13 protein-coding genes are annotated in these 17,152 nt (G+C 40.6%); 4 read left to right on the top strand and 9 right to left on the bottom strand.

From position 1 onward, the window contains the following. The first annotated feature begins 193 nt into the window (after positions 1-193). Both AACX38_RS04185 and AACX38_RS04180 read left to right on the top strand, forming a co-directional pair. Complete coding sequence (locus tag AACX38_RS04185) at positions 194-364, top strand: YhfL family protein (protein ID WP_099110242.1); 171 nt, start codon at positions 194-196, stop codon at positions 362-364. Between the two features lie 390 nt (positions 365-754). After that, a complete protein-coding gene (locus AACX38_RS04180; protein ID WP_228863611.1) occupies positions 755-985 on the top strand; it encodes a hypothetical protein in 231 nt (76 codons plus the stop codon). A 149-nt stretch (positions 986-1,134) separates the two neighbouring features. Here the strand turns inward: AACX38_RS04180 and AACX38_RS04175 are convergent, their stop codons facing one another. Together AACX38_RS04175 and AACX38_RS04170 are read right to left on the bottom strand one after the other, a co-directional pair. Next, positions 1,135-2,040, bottom strand: coding sequence for a Kdo hydroxylase family protein (locus AACX38_RS04175; protein ID WP_228863610.1), 906 nt, complete (start codon positions 2,038-2,040; stop codon positions 1,135-1,137). Positions 2,041-2,167: 127 nt separating this feature from the next. Next, a complete protein-coding gene (locus AACX38_RS04170; protein ID WP_228863609.1) occupies positions 2,168-2,560 on the bottom strand; it encodes an amino acid-binding protein in 393 nt (130 codons plus the stop codon). A gap of 320 nt (positions 2,561-2,880) precedes the next feature. Here AACX38_RS04170 and AACX38_RS04165 point away from each other — a divergent pair, with 320 nt between their 5' ends. Then, a complete protein-coding gene (locus AACX38_RS04165; protein ID WP_228863608.1) occupies positions 2,881-3,282 on the top strand; it encodes a pyrimidine dimer DNA glycosylase/endonuclease V in 402 nt (133 codons plus the stop codon). A gap of 209 nt (positions 3,283-3,491) precedes the next feature. Here AACX38_RS04165 and AACX38_RS04160 read toward each other — a convergent pair whose 3' ends face one another. From AACX38_RS04160 to AACX38_RS04130, 7 genes are all read right to left on the bottom strand, one after another. Next, a complete protein-coding gene (locus AACX38_RS04160; RefSeq protein WP_228863607.1) occupies positions 3,492-4,217 on the bottom strand; it encodes a 2-phosphosulfolactate phosphatase in 726 nt (241 codons plus the stop codon). A 36-nt stretch (positions 4,218-4,253) separates the two neighbouring features. Further along, positions 4,254-4,736, bottom strand: coding sequence for a substrate binding domain-containing protein (locus AACX38_RS04155; protein ID WP_228863606.1), 483 nt, complete (start codon positions 4,734-4,736; stop codon positions 4,254-4,256). 147 nt (positions 4,737-4,883) lie between these two features. Beyond that, positions 4,884-5,384 (bottom strand): cupin domain-containing protein, encoded by a 501-nt coding sequence (locus AACX38_RS04150; RefSeq protein ID WP_228863605.1) that lies wholly within the window; start codon positions 5,382-5,384, stop codon positions 4,884-4,886. A 93-nt stretch (positions 5,385-5,477) separates the two neighbouring features. Then, positions 5,478-6,749: a hypothetical protein gene (locus tag AACX38_RS04145; RefSeq protein ID WP_228863604.1), complete on the bottom strand. Its 1,272-nt coding sequence runs from the start codon at positions 6,747-6,749 to the stop codon at positions 5,478-5,480. Between the two features lie 17 nt (positions 6,750-6,766). Beyond that, complete coding sequence (locus AACX38_RS04140) at positions 6,767-13,099, bottom strand: AAA domain-containing protein (RefSeq protein WP_228863603.1); 6,333 nt, start codon at positions 13,097-13,099, stop codon at positions 6,767-6,769. 18 nt (positions 13,100-13,117) lie between these two features. Further along, complete coding sequence (locus AACX38_RS04135) at positions 13,118-13,747, bottom strand: 4Fe-4S single cluster domain-containing protein (protein ID WP_228863602.1); 630 nt, start codon at positions 13,745-13,747, stop codon at positions 13,118-13,120. Next, a complete protein-coding gene (locus tag AACX38_RS04130) occupies positions 13,747-15,600 on the bottom strand; it encodes an AAA family ATPase (RefSeq protein WP_228863601.1) in 1,854 nt (617 codons plus the stop codon). Before AACX38_RS04130 ends, AACX38_RS04135 begins: the two co-directional genes overlap by 1 nt. Positions 15,601-15,917: 317 nt before the next feature. On the opposite strand from AACX38_RS04130, the gene AACX38_RS04125 reads away from it, so the two are divergent. Beyond that, positions 15,918-17,048: an alpha/beta fold hydrolase gene (locus tag AACX38_RS04125; RefSeq protein ID WP_228863600.1), complete on the top strand. Its 1,131-nt coding sequence runs from the start codon at positions 15,918-15,920 to the stop codon at positions 17,046-17,048. Positions 17,049-17,152 lie beyond the last annotated feature (104 nt).

The raw sequence follows: 17,152 nt of genomic DNA, 5'->3' as shown, positions 1-17,152 counted from the left end.
AAATAGTGTTAGTTTTATAGGCTAACTTTTCTTATTAACCCCTAATTTCATATTTTTAATATGCTAAACCATCCATTTATGATGACAATAATACTTGAAATTATTATGGGTTTAATATAACCTAATTAAGCTAATGATTTAATTTAGCTTAATTTTCATAGGAACTAAAAAAGACAAGGTGTTATTAAATATTATGGAAAAATTAATTAAAATTGTATTAGTAGGGACTGTTTTGGCAACATTGACTGCATGTACTGGTCGTGTGGAAAATAAAAAAAATAATTGTAGCTATGATTACCTGCTGCATCCGGCAGTATCTATCTCCAAGATCATTGGCGGCTGTGGCCCAGCAGCAGATCAATAAGATTACGAGTATTAGTAAGGTCGGATTTTCCGGCCTTATTTTATCCCATTACACAAACGAAACTGTGGCGTATCTAAACCTAAATCTTTTTAAGCAAACCTGCGTAGACTCTGGCATTTCCTCCTAATTATCAACAGTCAATAGACAACACCAACCTCCCCTTCATTTATTACGTCTTTTCAATCCCTAAATTTTTACCTAATCAACGCACAGTTGCAAAACCATCAAAAAATACATTAATGTCTGACACTGCTTTTATAGGAAAATACATTCCACTTAACAAAGAAAAACATCATGGTCGGACAGTAAAAATTTACAGCTAGTCTGATTCAATTTCATTACACAACTGAACAAATAACGGGCAATAATACGGGGAAGTTTAAAGACTCTATGACAAATTCAGCTAAAAAAGACTACTACTACAACCCTAAAGAATTCCGAGGCCGAAAAAAATGGTATGACAGCCAGTATAAACAAAAAGGAGAATGTAAGTACAATATAATGTGGTTTTTAGCAGGTGTTATGGTGGGAATTGTCATTGCAATCCTGTTAGCTATTAAAGAGCCTGATATGATAAATGCGATACTTAAACAGGTTCATCACTGGTTATTACTCGAATAATAGTGTCATTTTTTATAAATTGGTGGCATCCTATTTAATTACACCAATTTAATATAATGCCTTACTCCATATATGCAAATTGAGTATTAATTATGAGTAATGGCCGGGGTTTAACAAAAAACGACCAGTATTTAGCCCGGCCAAATTATTTACAGCAGCACTTTATCGAGTTTATTTTCCAACACTTTTAGTGGCGAATTTTCTGGCGAAGCCATTTTAAATATTGGCAATAGATAAGTCTGCTCCAGCATAAATTGCCCTGACATCGCGGCATGGGGAGTTTGATCTGAGTAACAAATCCAGGTACTACCAGCAGGAAATTGAACTTCTAACTGAGCACCCTGCTGCTGATATTGCTGGTTGGCTTTCATCGCATCATGCAGCCCGAGCATCAAATGATCATAATGGGTACGGCGGCTTTTGGTTATCCCCAGTTTGTGCTGTAACCAGCTATTAATACGGGAATAACTACGGGTCGCAGGAAGGAATTGATCGGCTATCTGAGGGAATTTATCACCAACTCGCCATACCCTCGGTTCGCCAGCTGGGTTAATGTTAGTAAATATGCGAAGAATACGCTGGCCCTGAATCGGTCTGGAAGGAAATGCATCTACATGTAACCGACTATCGTCTTTACGCCAGGAGTTACCTGTTTTCCATGTGGTTACCGGATGAACCCGCAGCGAATTGACTGGTGTATGCAGTACTTCTGTATATATTGGCAGCAGATGCTCAATCAATTGCTGACAGTGTTCATAATAACGTTGCATCAGCACATGCACCAGTTCTTCATCAGACTGCAACGCTACTCCTGCTATTTTATGTTCATCCGGGCGATAGCTGATATTCTTACGCCCTGCTTTGACCGCGTCTTCTCTGAGCAGCTTCTGTTCTTCTGGCATCAAAGAGAAACTTAGTTCTGGCAGATAAAGAACCTTACCCAGTTCCAGAGAAGTAAGTGCATTCTGCTGTACTGAATGAGGTGCATTTTCCGACCAACTGTGCAATGGCAGCGTTTCAATCACTTCATCAAATTTAAGCTGCTGTTCAGCCATCATATACTCCACTTTGTAAAATTTTTCGGAATGATAAAGCCTTTTTATTCAACCAAATCCACGATGAATTGAATGTTTTACAGTTTAGTCGGTTTATTCGTTTATATGGCTTAATGGCTTTTATTTTTCATTCCTGGAAAACATCCCATTTAATGGTGGCATTTGCAGCAAGTTCGTTATTCTCAGTAAGAAGAATTAAGCGGTTATTGTGGTCACTGTATTGGGCAATTATATTGATACCGGCTCGTGCAATAGCATCAGCTACTTTACCCAATTCACCAGACCGTTCCTGATTTAGTTTTCTGATTAAAGGCTTAACTACATCACGTACATCTAAATCAGCAGCTATCAGAACCTGACGGGCCAGCTCTCCATCTTCAACTAAAAAATGTGCGTGGCTTTCATTGCCAATCGTAAAAACCCCACCACCCTCCAGGCTAACTCCATTTTTACCAAGCAAAGAACCGAGCAAAGCAAGAGCACCGGGAGTATTACTGAGAACAACATGAATATCATACATACGAGTATTTTCCTTTTTCAGATTAATAGCCATACAAAGCATGGGAAATAATATAGGGGAAGGTATTGTGATGCTTCGATGGTAAGCGAAATATCAATATTTACGCGTCGGTTTCCGGTATCAGTCCCCTTCCATGCCTTATGAGCCATTTTTGAGATCTACTTCAAAAATCCACATTTCTGCATCATGCCAAAGTCTTTTAAAGGTTCTCTCTCGGTGAGATAGTAAGGCGTTTAAGACCTACGGCTACAGAAAGCTTTTACCTCCCAAACTCTATCTAATTTAAAAAATAACATTTAGCGATTTTGTGATTAAAAATTATGACCAGAATAAATCTTATCCCGCCAAGTGAATTGTGTGATCAACACTTGCTTGCCGAACATAGAGAATTAACCCGAATTCCCAATGAGATAGTTAGGAGGAAAGGTAATGTGACCTTGAGTACATCGGAAAAATACCTACTAGGAAAAGGACATGTGATTTTTTTTAGAGATAAGCTGTTCTTTTTGAAGAAAAGATATGAAGCTATACACCAGGAATGTTTGAATCGAGGCTTTTCCGTCGTAAATATATGGCCAGAGGGTGTCAGTGTTTATCACCATTTATGGAACGATTATCAGGTAACTGAGGAAGATATTAGCGTTAATATGGCAAGAATTAAGGAGCGAATGCCCATAAAGGCTCGATTCTCTCCTTGTTTTGATAGAAAAATTAATGAATAAAAACAACATACATCTTCTGTTATGGAATTAAATTATGGCATTTTCTATGACTTATTTTGTGATACTAGTATTTTGGTGTGTCCTTCTGAAAATTCTTAATAAAAAATGGAAATGGATCGAACCCATGTATGCAATTATTACTACACTGGTCACATATCATTTTCTAAGCCATTTTTTTGATTTTTAACGTCATTCAATATATGGATTACTTATACGGCCATATAAAAATTATCATAAAGACGATTAGCATTTACACTCACATCAATCTCAAGGCATAGATTAACATCAGTTTCAAACCCTCTTTCCTTCAGCTCAAGTGCAGATGAACAGTTATAAAGTGATGCTAAACCATGCTGCTGTTGTTTATAGACAGCAACGGCAGCGTATGCTTCAGGGGATAATTTACGATCACCAAGAGACGCAATAATTCCACCAGCAGCAATATAGTCTTCAATAGAAAAACGGATACTCCCATCAGGCCAACGTTCTCCGCTCGGGATAACGAGAATACGCTTAAAACCCTCACAAGCTCTTGCACACGCAGTTATGTTCCTGAAGCAACCACTAAAAACCGTCACACCATAATCTTTTGCTTTGAATGAAATTGATGAACCATTAGGTGATGGTAAAACCAATTTAGTACCTTCAGGAATTGCCTGAAGAGAAACTGGTGAAAGGCTGAATTGACTGTCAGCACATTTTCTGTTGAAACTGGCAGAAAGTGCCCCTAAATTTCTCGCATACTGAATAGCTGTCTCATCTTTCCACGAGTAAGGATAAACATAAGCATTATTGTCGTTTGCTATACTGACACAGGTTGAGAACGACATAACATCAACAATAACTACACAATCAACATATTGCGCCAGATTTTCAGCGGCGTGTAATCCCCATTCCAGACGTACTTCAAATTGATTCTGACAATACCAGCTCATACGTTTTCCAAAGTTAAAATTTCATAAATACATTCATCAGACAGGCGTGTATTTCCAATATGGAGGTGTTCCAAATTTATCGAGAAAGAAATCGATAACAGCTCTTGTATTTAAAGATGGGTATTTTCCTCCCGGATACAGCATATATATGGATTGCTCAGAGGCACCCGTTGAAACATCAAAATCTATTTTTATCTCCACCAGCTTTTTTTGTTTCATTAACTCCCCTATCTGCCAGTCAGGAAATAGAATAATTCCTGCACCATCTTCAGCCGCTCGCGTTAATAGTTCAGCGTTATCTGAAACTATTCGAGTTTCGGGGGTCATTTGTACCCTTTCCTCTCCACGCGTGAATAGCCAACGCTGCGTACCCATAACACCTTTGTAGGCTAAAAGACGATGTTTACTCAAATCCTCAAGTTTTGCTGGCGCTCCATATTTCTCGATATATTCCGGGCTGGCAACCAGATAGTAAGTTTGATCAGAAATAAATCTTCCATAGAAGATATGCTGACCCAAACGCTCCTACTCACCATGTTCGTATGAAACGCATTCCCGTTAATGAAAGCGTAACCTTTCACGGTTGATAAGTAAGGTGTATATATGCGCCATGGTGAGTCAATTCCCATGGCGATAATTCATTGTCATCCTACTACTACAGATTTTTTATGGCTCATTCTCCCAATAATCAACACTCTCGCCCATAAAATTCATGGCACTGAATTTCTTCATCCCATTTACATCAGATTTTGCTAAGTATTTATTTGAATCGGGGTATTCGCAGATTTCAGGACTTTCCATTGTACTGATGGAAACATAACGCAGCATTTCATTGGATGTATTGATAATCTGATGTGGATATTTATCTCCCGGTGGGATGCAGATAACATCTCCTTCTTTTATCGGTATCATGTCACCAGCAATACGAAGTGTTCCAGATCCTTTGATAACAATGAACATTTCTTCTTGTGAATAATGGAAATGATATGGCACTGCGCGTTTTCCGGGAGGAACGCAGTCAACAGAAGCGCCCAGTTTAGAAGCCTGAGTCCCCTCTGTGAGAGAACCTCCATGAGAAGCATACAATGGAGAACGTTCAAAATTATCCAGCTCAATTTCATTTATATTTCTGATTATAAAATCTTTATTTGGATTATTATCAGTCACTCGTTTTTCTCCGAAATATAGCTACATTACTATTCTCTTTTACTGTTTATTTAAGATAGGTTGATTAACGTAACGTGTTGCATTTATGAGTTATTACTTCTGATTCATCTTCGCCTTCTTCCTATGGTTCACTACACGCTGCTGCCGGCTAACATTATGCGGTTCTCTGACTTTCATTTTCCCGCTACCGGGAGGTAATGCTCTATCAATGGTCAGTTCCGCACCTGCTTTTGCCAGATTTTCTTGTAGCTGATGGTGTTGCTGACACCAGATAGCATCAATATCCCTATCACGTGTAGTATCTCTTTCTGCTGAAAATGCGACTGTCCTGACCTGAAAACGAGTACTTTCTTCACCACCAGCACCAAGCTCTAAACCATAATCCGGTGTTAACGGATGCGAGATAACCACCTGACCATCAGTCAACCATGCATTAACCTCATTTTCGTTTATCTGATACCCCAACTCGCGTAACCCTGCCAGAACAACATTACGACGTTCAGCTGCAGTAATACGTTGTTCTATCCGAGTAATGGCATCATTTACCGATGCAAGATGATTTGTTATTTCAGCAAGTGAACCTTGCTGTACTAGATTGCCAGCTTCATGAGCAATCATCACGGCCTCTTCATCTTCCAGACTTTCCAGTTCAGCAATAGTGACAGCTAGTTGAACGCGAAGGTTCTGCAAATGTTGTATCTGTCTGATTTCGGTTGCCAGTTCAAAAATCAGGGAATCGGCTTTGAGCTGTCTTTGCGCTTTATCATTGAGTAATAAAATCTTCTGATATTGGGTCTGATACGATGTGAGATCCTGCTGGTTATCAAGAATACCCAACCTAATTATCATAGCTTCTATCTGCTCAAACTGAGCTATTGTCTGAGGAGACAACGTTATTGGTGCCTGATAAAGTGAATCACTCGTTGACTCTGCATCATTCTGGAATGAATGAATTAATGCCGTATCTAATGACGGTTGACTGTCCGGTAACTTATTGTCAAGAAGGTCAGTTACAAATTTCAGATTCTTACTACGATGATAACTTGCCCTTACTTCCCTCTCCTGTTCTTCCAGCAATTCTGCCTCAAGTAGAGTTATCTCACCTTGAATATCCTGTGTAAATTTCTCAATATTATTTTGCAGGGTATCAATTTCATTGGGGGACATAGTAATCCCCTTTTCCATCCGCGTATTTAATGCCTGAAATACCAGAAAGAATGGTTGATTTCGTGTCTCATCAATATGAGAAAGTGACCGACTGATTTGCTGCAAGCGTTGATAATATTTCTTTAATCGAGCATGTGAACGCTGACAAGCAATAAAATGTTGTTTTCTTACCTTTATTCTGTGCAGAGATGAACTCATAACAATACCTGTCTTATTTATAAATTATTCATATGCTGGGCTGAGAAGGCCTGTGTAATTGCTGTAACCAATTTCTGTTGTGCTATATCCGGTTGATGGAACCATTCCACAATAGAGATACGGTAGCTGGCCGGTACAACGTTCTTTAATACAGTTGGACGCCATACTTCACGCGCCCTTGCCTGTTGTAATAACGTGTGATTCGGCATATCACATTCCAGACCAATGATATATTTTCCACTTTGTGTATCTTCAATAATGCAATCAAAATAGAACACACCGGCTTGTTGCACGTTAGCTATCTGCCATCCTTGATTTTGTACAAAATCTATTACGGACTGCACAAAGCCATCACTCATCTGGTTATGGTCATTAAATCCTGTATCAGTAAGACACATTTTATTAAGTAATGCCTGATTCTGTTCATTTTGTCCGATAGACAGGTTACGGGAGAACATTAAATATCCCTGCAAAAAATTCCGGGGAATTTCAGGTTTGCGATAGCTTGCAAACAAATCAGATATTTCATCCAGAGGCATCGATGAGAAAATAACTACTTGTTTTCTGGCTCGGGTAATCGCCACATTGAGCCTGCGTTCACCACCTGTTTGCCCTAACACACCGAAATTACGCCGAAAAGTACCTTGTTTATTACGTCCGAATGTCGTGGAAAATAAAATCACATCCCGTTCATCGCCCTGTACGTTTTCAACATTTTTTACAAACAGAGCCATATCTTCACCCTGTTCCTGCCGTTGCATTTCTTGTATATAAGCCTGACAAAAATTTGTATCTGTTTCAGTCAGTTCTATCAATAACTGATGTATTAACTGGGCTTGTTTTTGATTAAAAGTGACAATCCCGACAGACGGCCGGTTTTCAAATGGTATCCGCCATATTTCAGACAGACGTATTATGATGGCTTTTGCTTCTTCAGGATTGGTCTGATTATGGTATGTTCCATTGACCATCTCCAGTGACAGGGGTTTTATCTTGCTGAGTACTGTTTCTGAATGCTGTGCCGGAATATTCAGGCGTTTTTCATAAAAAGCATGGTTGGAGAAATTAATTAAATCGCGGTAAGCAGAACGATAGTGGATGTCGAGTGTATAAACCGGCAGCACTGTGCGTGCCAGATGCAATAAATCCGGACACTCGACAAGTTGTCGATAATCCCACTCGTTATCACTCTTTTTCTGTTGCTGCTCTGGGGAATCATTTTCTTCCCCGTCTTCCAGACCATTATTTATTGATCCGCTAAAAAAACTGGAAGGCGGCATCTGTTTATCATCGCCACTAACTATCATTTGCTTACTACGATATAGCGTTGGTAACGCATACTCTATCGGCATTTGTGATGCCTCATCGTAAATAACCGTATCAAAAAAACCGGGTCTGAGTGGTAAAATCTGACTGGCAATATCCGGAGTCATCAGCCATATCGGGCGAAGACGCATCAAACCGAGTGTTTCTCCTTCTTCGATAAACTCCCGTAATCTTCTGGCTCGTTTTCCGGTTAAACGTGTAATTTCTTCCCACACGCTGCGTGGGCTGATTTGCTGATACTCTAATCCTTTATTGAGTGATTCACGGTTTAGCGTCTGAAGCTCCGCTAATTCTTTTTCCAGTTGCTGTGAGTTGTTATTCAAAACATCTGGCTCAGTAGATAAAGCCGGCGTTCTGCTCTCAAATAATGTTTTCAGGGCCAGGTAATAGTGGTGTTTAAGCGTTTGTTCAATTGTGTGAAGGAGTTCTGTGTCGCTGAACTGAGAAAATGCATCAGCATAAGGGCGTAAGAGAGCCAAAATCTCCCGGTGAATTTCACTGAAATCAGTAGAAAGTAAACTGTACTCCAGATAAGGTTTTAATGTCGGCAGTGCAGTCTGTAACGCAATAAGATAATGATTAATGGATGCTTGGTGTTCAATCGCGCTGGAAAAGCGTTGTTGTGTCTGAATGGTCAGATATGGTTCCAACAAACCAAGTGCATTCCGACTTTTTTCCTTTGCCTGAACGCGTGTAATTGCGGCTTCAATCTCAAAACTCTGCTGTAAAAAACCGAGCTGCTCTTGATGACATATCGCACCGAATAAATGAACAGGTTGCGGATAATTAACCACTAATTGCGCCAATTCAGCAATCTGGCGAAGAGTTTCAGTTGTATTTATCGACTGCTGAAGTAATAAAAAGATATCAGAATCAGAAAGCGCTTCTAATTCAAGTTGCAGATGTAACTGGTTCAGTTCATCACGAATAAGGCGCCTAGCCTGTTCAGCTTTAATGGAATGATGAAGTGCGCTATGCTGTGCCGGATTATTTTCGATCCCATGAGTGGCAGTAAATGAGTTGAGTTTGCGCTGACGGTTATAATAAAACGGATTCAGATGCAACCAGAATGAAGTAAGTTGTTTCTCTTTTAGCGCCAGTGACAATTGCATCAGCAGCCGGCTTTCACTTTGTGCCAAAAGATTAAAGAAACGAGGGTCGCACAAGGAGTTATCTATCTGCTGTAGCTGCTCTATCAGAACTTCCAACTGACTAATAATCTGCTGACCACGTAACCGCTGTCCTTTTTCATCGCAAAATAACGGCAGCCAGCGGGAAAACTGCTTCCACTCCAGAGTAGATAACAAAGAGAAAGCTGTTTTACAGGCATCCAAGGCAACCTGATGATCAGACAGTTTCTCAAGAGTTATCTGTGTATAAGGTAGTGTCAGGGTTTGTTCACGTGCCGTTTCGGCCTGTATAAACCCGGCTAAAACCCGGTTAAATTGCTGAAGGCTAAGCTCATCCGAAGAGAAATAACATAATTGTGAAAATGGACTGTTTTCATAATTTGCAGCCAGCCAGAGCGGAGCAGCCTGAACGATATCATCAATGATTTTAGCTATTTCAATTGGCTCTGATGAACGGAAGAACAGCTGTAGTTTTGGTAAAATCTGCGGTAAATCGAGACAAACTGCTGCTGTATTATGCTTATCGCGCAAAGCAATCAGAGATGCCAACAATTGACGATAAGAACATCCTGCCGCCTCATGATACTGGTACAATCCGTTGTAATAGTTATCTAACTGAGTTTCATGTGTATTTATACGCTTAGCAATAAGGTCACGTTTATACTCCCAATTCATTATTTGATCGCCGGTTTTCTTCAGCATAAACAGAGAGTCTATCTGTTCACGTACTGATTGAATTACATCCCGCCCTTTCTGCGCTTGACGCACATGCACAATACGATTAATCAGGCCGCAGGCTATCAAACGTTTATACACAACTTCCAACGCTGCTGGTTTCTGACAAATCACCAGTGCCGTTTTCTGTTGACCGATAGTATCTGCAATCAAATTTACGATGGTCTGGCTTTTCCCCGTTCCCGGCGGTCCTTCAACCAATAACCCCTTGTTCTGGCGTGCTGCCGATATCACTGTTTCCTGTGAGGGATCTGTTGCACTAACAAAATAACGTTCAGCTGCTTTCAGTGGAAAAGGTTCTGATATTTCAGCCTCCACCAGCCCCAGTGCTTTTTCCAGTGCTGTGTGATCAATAGGCAATCCGGCTATTTGTTGTAGATCTTCACCTATAGTCTGTCCGATAAACGATGCATGGAACAAAACAGCCGAGCAACATAATGATGCACTGTTTTCCGCTATTTCCGCATCTGATGGTAGTGCTGATAAGTCTTTTACTGATACCGGCATGATAGTAGAGAGCTTCTCCATGACTCCATCAACAGTCAAGCCAGCATATCCGATCAACTGTTCTAAAATCGTCTGCCACTCTTTTACCGGCGGAATATCATTCAGGCTGGCTAATGCCGGATTAAGTTTGACTGCTCCACGTTCATTATCAAACTGTAAACGGGCAATACCGCGCATTCCGGTATTCATGACTAAATTAACAGGCCAGAGAAACAGCGGTGCTATACGGGGCTTCATTTGTGACGGTCGGGTATGAATAAGTAGAAAAGGAAATCCCAGATACATACCGTTTATACCCGTGTCACGATGGTATAACTCGCTTTTCATCTGCAATATCCGCAACCTGTCGTTAACTTTAGGCATTTGCAGTAAAGTTTGACTATCGATTGCGATAGTATTTTTAGGGCGGTTAATTAGATGCTGTAACAAATCCAGAGCACTTTTTTTAACTCCATTTAGTTCTGTCATATCAACCCGACCTGCCGATGGGGTCAGGCGCATACGAACCAAATTACCCCGTTGAGTACTTGCAGTGATTTTCCGGGTAAAAAACTGCATGACGTGCTGAATGTAACGCTGTTTTTCTGGCACAAACCATTGCTCTGCCGGAACAGACAACATCACAATAAATTGCTCAAGTGACAAACGCTGGGTCAATAAAAATTGCTCTGCCCAATCGTCAATGTCCGTAATCCCGCAACAACAAAAATCACCGATTCGTTCTTTTACCTGCTGATGGAGTGTTAATCGGGGTAACTGTAATAACGCATCTGCCTGTATACGATCAAACGTACTAATATGATAACGCTTCGCAAGTTTAGCGGCCTGATCCAGTAATGTCTGACGTGCAATAAACTGACCAATATCAGCACTCAATAATAGAATAAGGTCTTCATCCTTTAAGTTTTGCTGATCAATCAGGGTTCGTAAACCACTATGGTGTGTATCGGGGAATAACTGGTAGTGTGCCCGCCAACGGGTAATTAGCTGACTATGAGAGGTAATAAGCAGATAAACTCTCAATGAATTTTCATTCAGGTTGATTTCAAGCTTCTCTGCCCGACTGTAAACCTGTCGTTGACGATGGTTAAGTTGTACCAGCCAGTGTTCAGGTTCAATTTGGCGTAACAACTGTGACAGCGGGTCATTAATTAATTTGTAGCCAATATCTGCATGTTCTAATAACCAAGAAGGCGTAATTATCTCACCACAGTAAATAAACGGTATATCCGGATTTAGTACTTTTAAAGTCAACGTCAGACGGAAATTATCATCAATATCCTGAGTATCAAGGAAAAGACGCAGCTGCGTATGAATTGATTCATAGTGACTCATTCCGGCAAGCCATGAAATGAGTTCTCCGCGTAATAATAGAGATAATGCCTCATTCCATTGCACCGCCTCTGCCGCTTTTAGAGCAAATTGAGCAGGCTGATTATATTCCTGACCGGCCAGAATAATTTGTTGTCCGTGCTGCGGTAGTTGCTGATTTATCTCAGCAGGAGCAGCCATAGGCCGACCATCCAGCCATGCAGACACCTCAGGCCATTGCCAACGTTGTGTACGATCGCGGGCTAATAATCCGAGCAAAAGAATACGGATATTTTCATCCAGATCATCAGGAATAGTGATCCCATGTGCCATTACTTGAATTAAAAAGGCATTAGTATGAACCTGCTCAAAACAGCGTCCACGAGTGATTTGTTCGAGTAGAATAATACCCATACTCCACCAGTCGGAAGCGGCAGACACTCCACCAGCTAAGGTTTCCGGTGCACTGTATCGGCTGATATCCAACGGTGAAACAATATCAAGCTCGAACTCGGACAAACAGGCTGAACCAAACTCTATAGCTACAATATCCAATGGCGAACGCTGGCGGATCATTAGATGGGAAGGCTTAAGATTACGATGACGTAAACCACGCTCCGAAAAGGCATTCAGCGCCTGCCCTATTTCCAGAATAAGTTGAGGAATTTCTTCCTGTAGCCATTCATTTCCCAGCGCAATAAAATCTTCCAGCGAACCACCGGGAATATATTCTGTCACATGCCATGACCTGTCGTATTGACGGCCGGTTTCCAGTAACTCAGGAACATGATTGTTTGGTAAAATCCGGTACACATCATAAACAGACAGGTCTGGTTCTTCTCCCTGCTGATAAAGTGTTAAAACGCCCTGTCTGCCAGTGTCCTGATGAGTTACATGATAGCGCTCACGGTAATTACCCTTGTTATTTATCCGTTCACCTACTAGCCAGTTTCCGACGGACATCAGGTTATTTGATGTTGGTTCTGTAAATGCTGATTCTATTAGTGCTTCTGCTGATAAAAAAAGAGTATCCTGATCAACATTGTCTTCCACAGAGAATTCCGCTGCATCCCCACCACATTGCAGGCAAATAAGATCATCCTCTTCCATTGGATGACCGTTCACACAAACGTAAACCTGCTCCTGAAGCCTTGCCTCTGTAGGTATTGTTGTTATATCAGTGGATATTGACTCTGGTAATTGTGGACGCCAGCCTGATTTATGGATAGGTTCAGCAGATAAGTCCCATCCACATGACTGTGTACTGATATATCCTTCACAGAAAATTTCGGTCAGGGGCCGCTCTGTCTTACAATGGGGGCAAAAACGCATCATTACCATAACATACCTGTTGTTATTCTATTTTTTAATCTGTGTTACCTGATGATCCCCTTGGATAAGCAGATCCCTGAATCGTTCCATATCTCCTTTTTTCGGAATGCCGGCAATAAATACCCGGCCTTGAGCATCCAAAGCGAGATCCAAAACTTTATCCGTTTTTTCTAATGGCAGATGATAAGAGTGATAAAGCTGCCGGCCTAATGGCGTTAAAAGATGCAATTCCTGATTGTCACTACCACGCAAACGCAAAGCCTGTGTTGCTTCCTGCCGATAAGGACCGGAAACCAACACATCAATTAAGCCGACCATAGTCTGTAACCTTGTTTTTAATATGCGGTATTCGTAGCCACTGAAAACCAGAATATCGCCAGAAAAGTGACGGCGTAACGATTTTAATAACGCATAAAGTGCCTCTGGCTGATCAAAGGGTTCACCACCGGAAATGGTAATGCCATCTGCTTTTGTCAGCCAAGGAGTAAGCTGTGTCATCAGAGTGTTAATCGCTATGCGTTGTTGTGTAGGTCGCCATGTATCCGGAGACATACATCCCTTACAACGAATGCTACATCCCTGTGTCCAGATTCCGATACGTTTTCCCGGACCGAGAGAGGTCACAGGAAAATGCAGGCGCGATAAACTAATCTCCATCAGACTGATTCCTCAACCGGTATCAGTTGTACTGTTGTTATTTCACCTGTTTCGCCTAATTCTATCCGTTCGATACAAAAAGATTTATTCGCGCATTCATTCAGGTCAAAGACCGCCCTTGATAACGGGTTGATAAGGTGGATTTCAAGCTGATTACGAATACCTCTTCCACCGTTAGATAAATCTGCCAGACAATGGGATTTAAGGATGGTTATTACGGTATCCGCAATTGTGATGAACAAGCCTTGTTTTTCCAGCTCGTGCAGAATATTACTGACCATTTGGTTAAAAATCTGCTCTGCCACATCCGGCCGGATAAAATCAAAAACAATAATATTTTCACCAATACGGTTGAGTAATTCTGGGCGGTTTAGTACCAATTTGAAGTGACGTTCGATTTCCCGTTTTATATTCTGTTGCACAGTGTCAAACGGTTCATCTGGGGTGGTGTTAGCAATCCGCTCCCCTTCATTATTCAGTCGATAAATGCCAAGGTTTGAGGTGAATATAATTAATGACTCAGAAAAATAGACACGATCACCACGGCCTGATGTCAGAACGCCATCATCAATAATCTGTAAAAATTTATCCATTAATTGCGGATGTGCTTTTTCAATCTCATCAAACAGTACAACGCTGAACGGTTTTTCCCGAATAGCATTAGTCAGTTCACCGCCCGTGTTATAACCCACATAACCGGGGGGAGCTCCGATAAGGCGCTGATCGGCATGTTCAGCACTGAATTCAGACATATCAAAGCGGATATAAGCACTTTCATCACCAAACAATAACTGAGTCACGGTTTTTGCCAGCTCGGTTTTACCGACACCAGTAGGACCCGCGAGAAACAACACACCACGAGGGCGCCCGCTTTTACTACTACCAACACCGGTTACTGCGCGCTTAATAATATCCAGTAAATGAGTAACTGCATGATTCTGACCTTTCACACGTTTTTGTATGATGTCATAAGCATTGCGGATTTTATTTTTATCAATTTTTTGCCACGGATCTTCCGTAATACCCACTTTATAACGCCTGACTGCATCGCTGATACGTGTTACCGGAACTTTCTCAAGCCGGGCAAGTTGTATAATTGCAGTTAAATCGAGTAGTAGCAGACCTTCTGTTTCATCAATAAAATCACTTAATAAAACGGTATATTCATTATGCGATATTTGATCAAAATCCGGTAAGGAACGTAATAAAGTCGGTGCCAGCGCTCGGCGCATTTGCCCATCAGGTTTGGCGACCGGAATATGGCGTATTCGAGGATTGTTAATCAGAAACCAGTCCGGTAAATCAGTCTCCTTTTCAACTACCCAGAAAATAGTATTAAAAAATGGCTGTCGCTGAAGGCCTGCCGGACGGGCTTTTGCCTGATGAGAAAGAACTAAGGCACGGGTAAATAAGTGGTGTTCAATAGCGGTAAGATTTTCACGCTGAGAAATCAGACAGGAAGCAAAATCCACGCATAATGCAATTGGTTCATCTGGGTACGCTACCCATTTCTCCAGTACACTATTTAGTAAATCAATTCCACCAGGAATACTATTCGTATTTATCGGCAATCCCATGCGTTGTAATAATACTTTTCCCTGCTCTTCAGACTGGGATGAATGATTGATTAGCGTAAATCCTGAAAGAAGATTAAATGTCATGATATGGGTATAGCCCATATCAAACAGTGTATTTTGTAACACTTGTCCCAGCCCCAGTGGAGTCATAACCTCTGGAGCAATTTCATATGCCTGAAGATCCCTGACATTACCAGATAAAATAAACTGACTTTTCAGTGGTAAAAAACGTTGTAGATCTCGTAACCAGCGTGCTTTCTGGAAGGAATTCTCCATGAAGCTCTCTCTTTTTTATTCTCATATAAAAATAATGAATCAGTTTACCGTATATAGATAAAAAAATGCCAGATTAGACGATTAAACATATAGTTATTTCTATCTTCTTTTTCAAAAAGAAAAATAAAATTAATAGAGACAATATCAATCAAATATTATTTAGATTGATATTTTTAATCAAATAAAAAACTCTAACATTAGTCCCAGTGGATACTATTAATAAATGATTTATTTTAAAGTTGCTACATTTTACTTCCTATATTTCACAGAATGAAAATTAGGATATAATATTGGTTAGATGACAATAGGAGGAAGATATGACTGAGTCATTGCAAAAAACCAAGTTAAATAAGACTGAACATGATGTACTGGAAATATGTCGTGAAGTGCTACTTGTTGAATCAATGGATATTTATGATGATTTTTTCAGTCTTGGCGCAGATTCTATTTCTTTAGTTGAAATACAAATCTTTATTGAGGATAAGCTAGGAAAGAAAATAGACTGGAGCGATGTTCTAAGATTCAGGAATGTTCAATCACTCTCTGCTTTTATTGATTCCAGTTTTCGCATTCCGCCTCATGATAGAAGGGAAATCACATGGAACGGAGTAAAATATGCTTTTCGGGTTATTGGTGACATCAGTGACCCCCAAGTAGTCCCAACATTTATTATCGTTGGTGGTTTTCAGGATATGTACTCCTTACCTCACCTAGAATACCTCCTCAAAGAAGACAGCCCTCTCATCTTTGTTGACCTTCCCGGGACGGGTTCTGCTGACGATATTCCCCCAAATCAAAATTTTGAGTTTCTGGCGGAATGCACACTACACCTTTTAGATACCTTGTCTTTACAAACAATAAACCTCATCGGTATTTCATACGGCGGAGCTACAGCGCTTGAGTTTACGTACAAATGGCCTGAAAGAGTGAATAAAACAGCATTTATTGGCACTGCACTCACCCAGCCACTTCATATTCAAGATAAGCTGGATACAGCATTAAAGGCACTGACCGAAGGGAATTATGAAGAATTTACAGAAAATACCATTGCAAGTATTCTTTGCCTTGATCCGGATGTCGACATACTAGGCAGAGAAACAACATATAAACTTGTTAAGAAAACATTACTGGAATCAACACGCCATCATGCAGAAAGATATAAGTATCTCCAAAAACGCCTTTTAAACCAACGAGAATATGAGAAAGCAAACGGCTTTAACAAAGCCACTTTATTCATAACGGGTGAATACGATATCATTACTCCACCAGAAATTATTAAACGTTGTGCCTCCATTTTCCCTAATTCTATATTTACGACAATAAAAAAATCAGACCATCTTGTTATGATAGAACGGCCTGATGTGCTGACCGATATTCTTATTCAATTCTTTAATGGAAAATCGACAATACAAAACAGTAATTTAAACGATATTGAGCTTATTAGTTAATACTCTATCCACAATGGATTTCAAGATGCGTTGCGGCGGCAAGGGAGAGAATCCTCGGGAGCCTAGATAACTATGTGAGTGACTGGGGTGAACGATCGCAGCCA

This window comes from Xenorhabdus sp. PB30.3, assembly GCF_963895965.1.
Taxonomy (GTDB): Bacteria; Pseudomonadota; Gammaproteobacteria; order Enterobacterales; family Enterobacteriaceae; genus Xenorhabdus; species Xenorhabdus stockiae.
Note: the sequence above shows the minus strand (reverse complement) of the source record. Positions and strands in the feature narration are given on the sequence as shown.

What these genes read in the sequence shown, in the direction of transcription:
- AACX38_RS04130 (WP_228863601.1), bottom strand. Translation starts at nt 15,600, where the DNA reads ATGGAGAATTCCTTCCAGAAAGCACGCTGGTTACGAGATCTACAACGT.
- AACX38_RS04180 (WP_228863611.1), top strand. Translation starts at nt 755, where the DNA reads ATGACAAATTCAGCTAAAAAAGACTACTACTACAACCCTAAAGAATTC.
- AACX38_RS04185 (WP_099110242.1), top strand. Translation starts at nt 194, where the DNA reads ATGGAAAAATTAATTAAAATTGTATTAGTAGGGACTGTTTTGGCAACA.
- AACX38_RS04135 (WP_228863602.1), bottom strand. Translation starts at nt 13,747, where the DNA reads ATGGAGATTAGTTTATCGCGCCTGCATTTTCCTGTGACCTCTCTCGGT.
- AACX38_RS04125 (WP_228863600.1), top strand. Translation starts at nt 15,918, where the DNA reads ATGACTGAGTCATTGCAAAAAACCAAGTTAAATAAGACTGAACATGAT.
- AACX38_RS04145 (WP_228863604.1), bottom strand. Translation starts at nt 6,749, where the DNA reads ATGAGTTCATCTCTGCACAGAATAAAGGTAAGAAAACAACATTTTATT.
- AACX38_RS04140 (WP_228863603.1), bottom strand. Translation starts at nt 13,099, where the DNA reads ATGGTAATGATGCGTTTTTGCCCCCATTGTAAGACAGAGCGGCCCCTG.
- AACX38_RS04165 (WP_228863608.1), top strand. Translation starts at nt 2,881, where the DNA reads ATGACCAGAATAAATCTTATCCCGCCAAGTGAATTGTGTGATCAACAC.
- AACX38_RS04170 (WP_228863609.1), bottom strand. Translation starts at nt 2,560, where the DNA reads ATGTATGATATTCATGTTGTTCTCAGTAATACTCCCGGTGCTCTTGCT.
- AACX38_RS04160 (WP_228863607.1), bottom strand. Translation starts at nt 4,217, where the DNA reads ATGAGCTGGTATTGTCAGAATCAATTTGAAGTACGTCTGGAATGGGGA.
- AACX38_RS04175 (WP_228863610.1), bottom strand. Translation starts at nt 2,040, where the DNA reads ATGGCTGAACAGCAGCTTAAATTTGATGAAGTGATTGAAACGCTGCCA.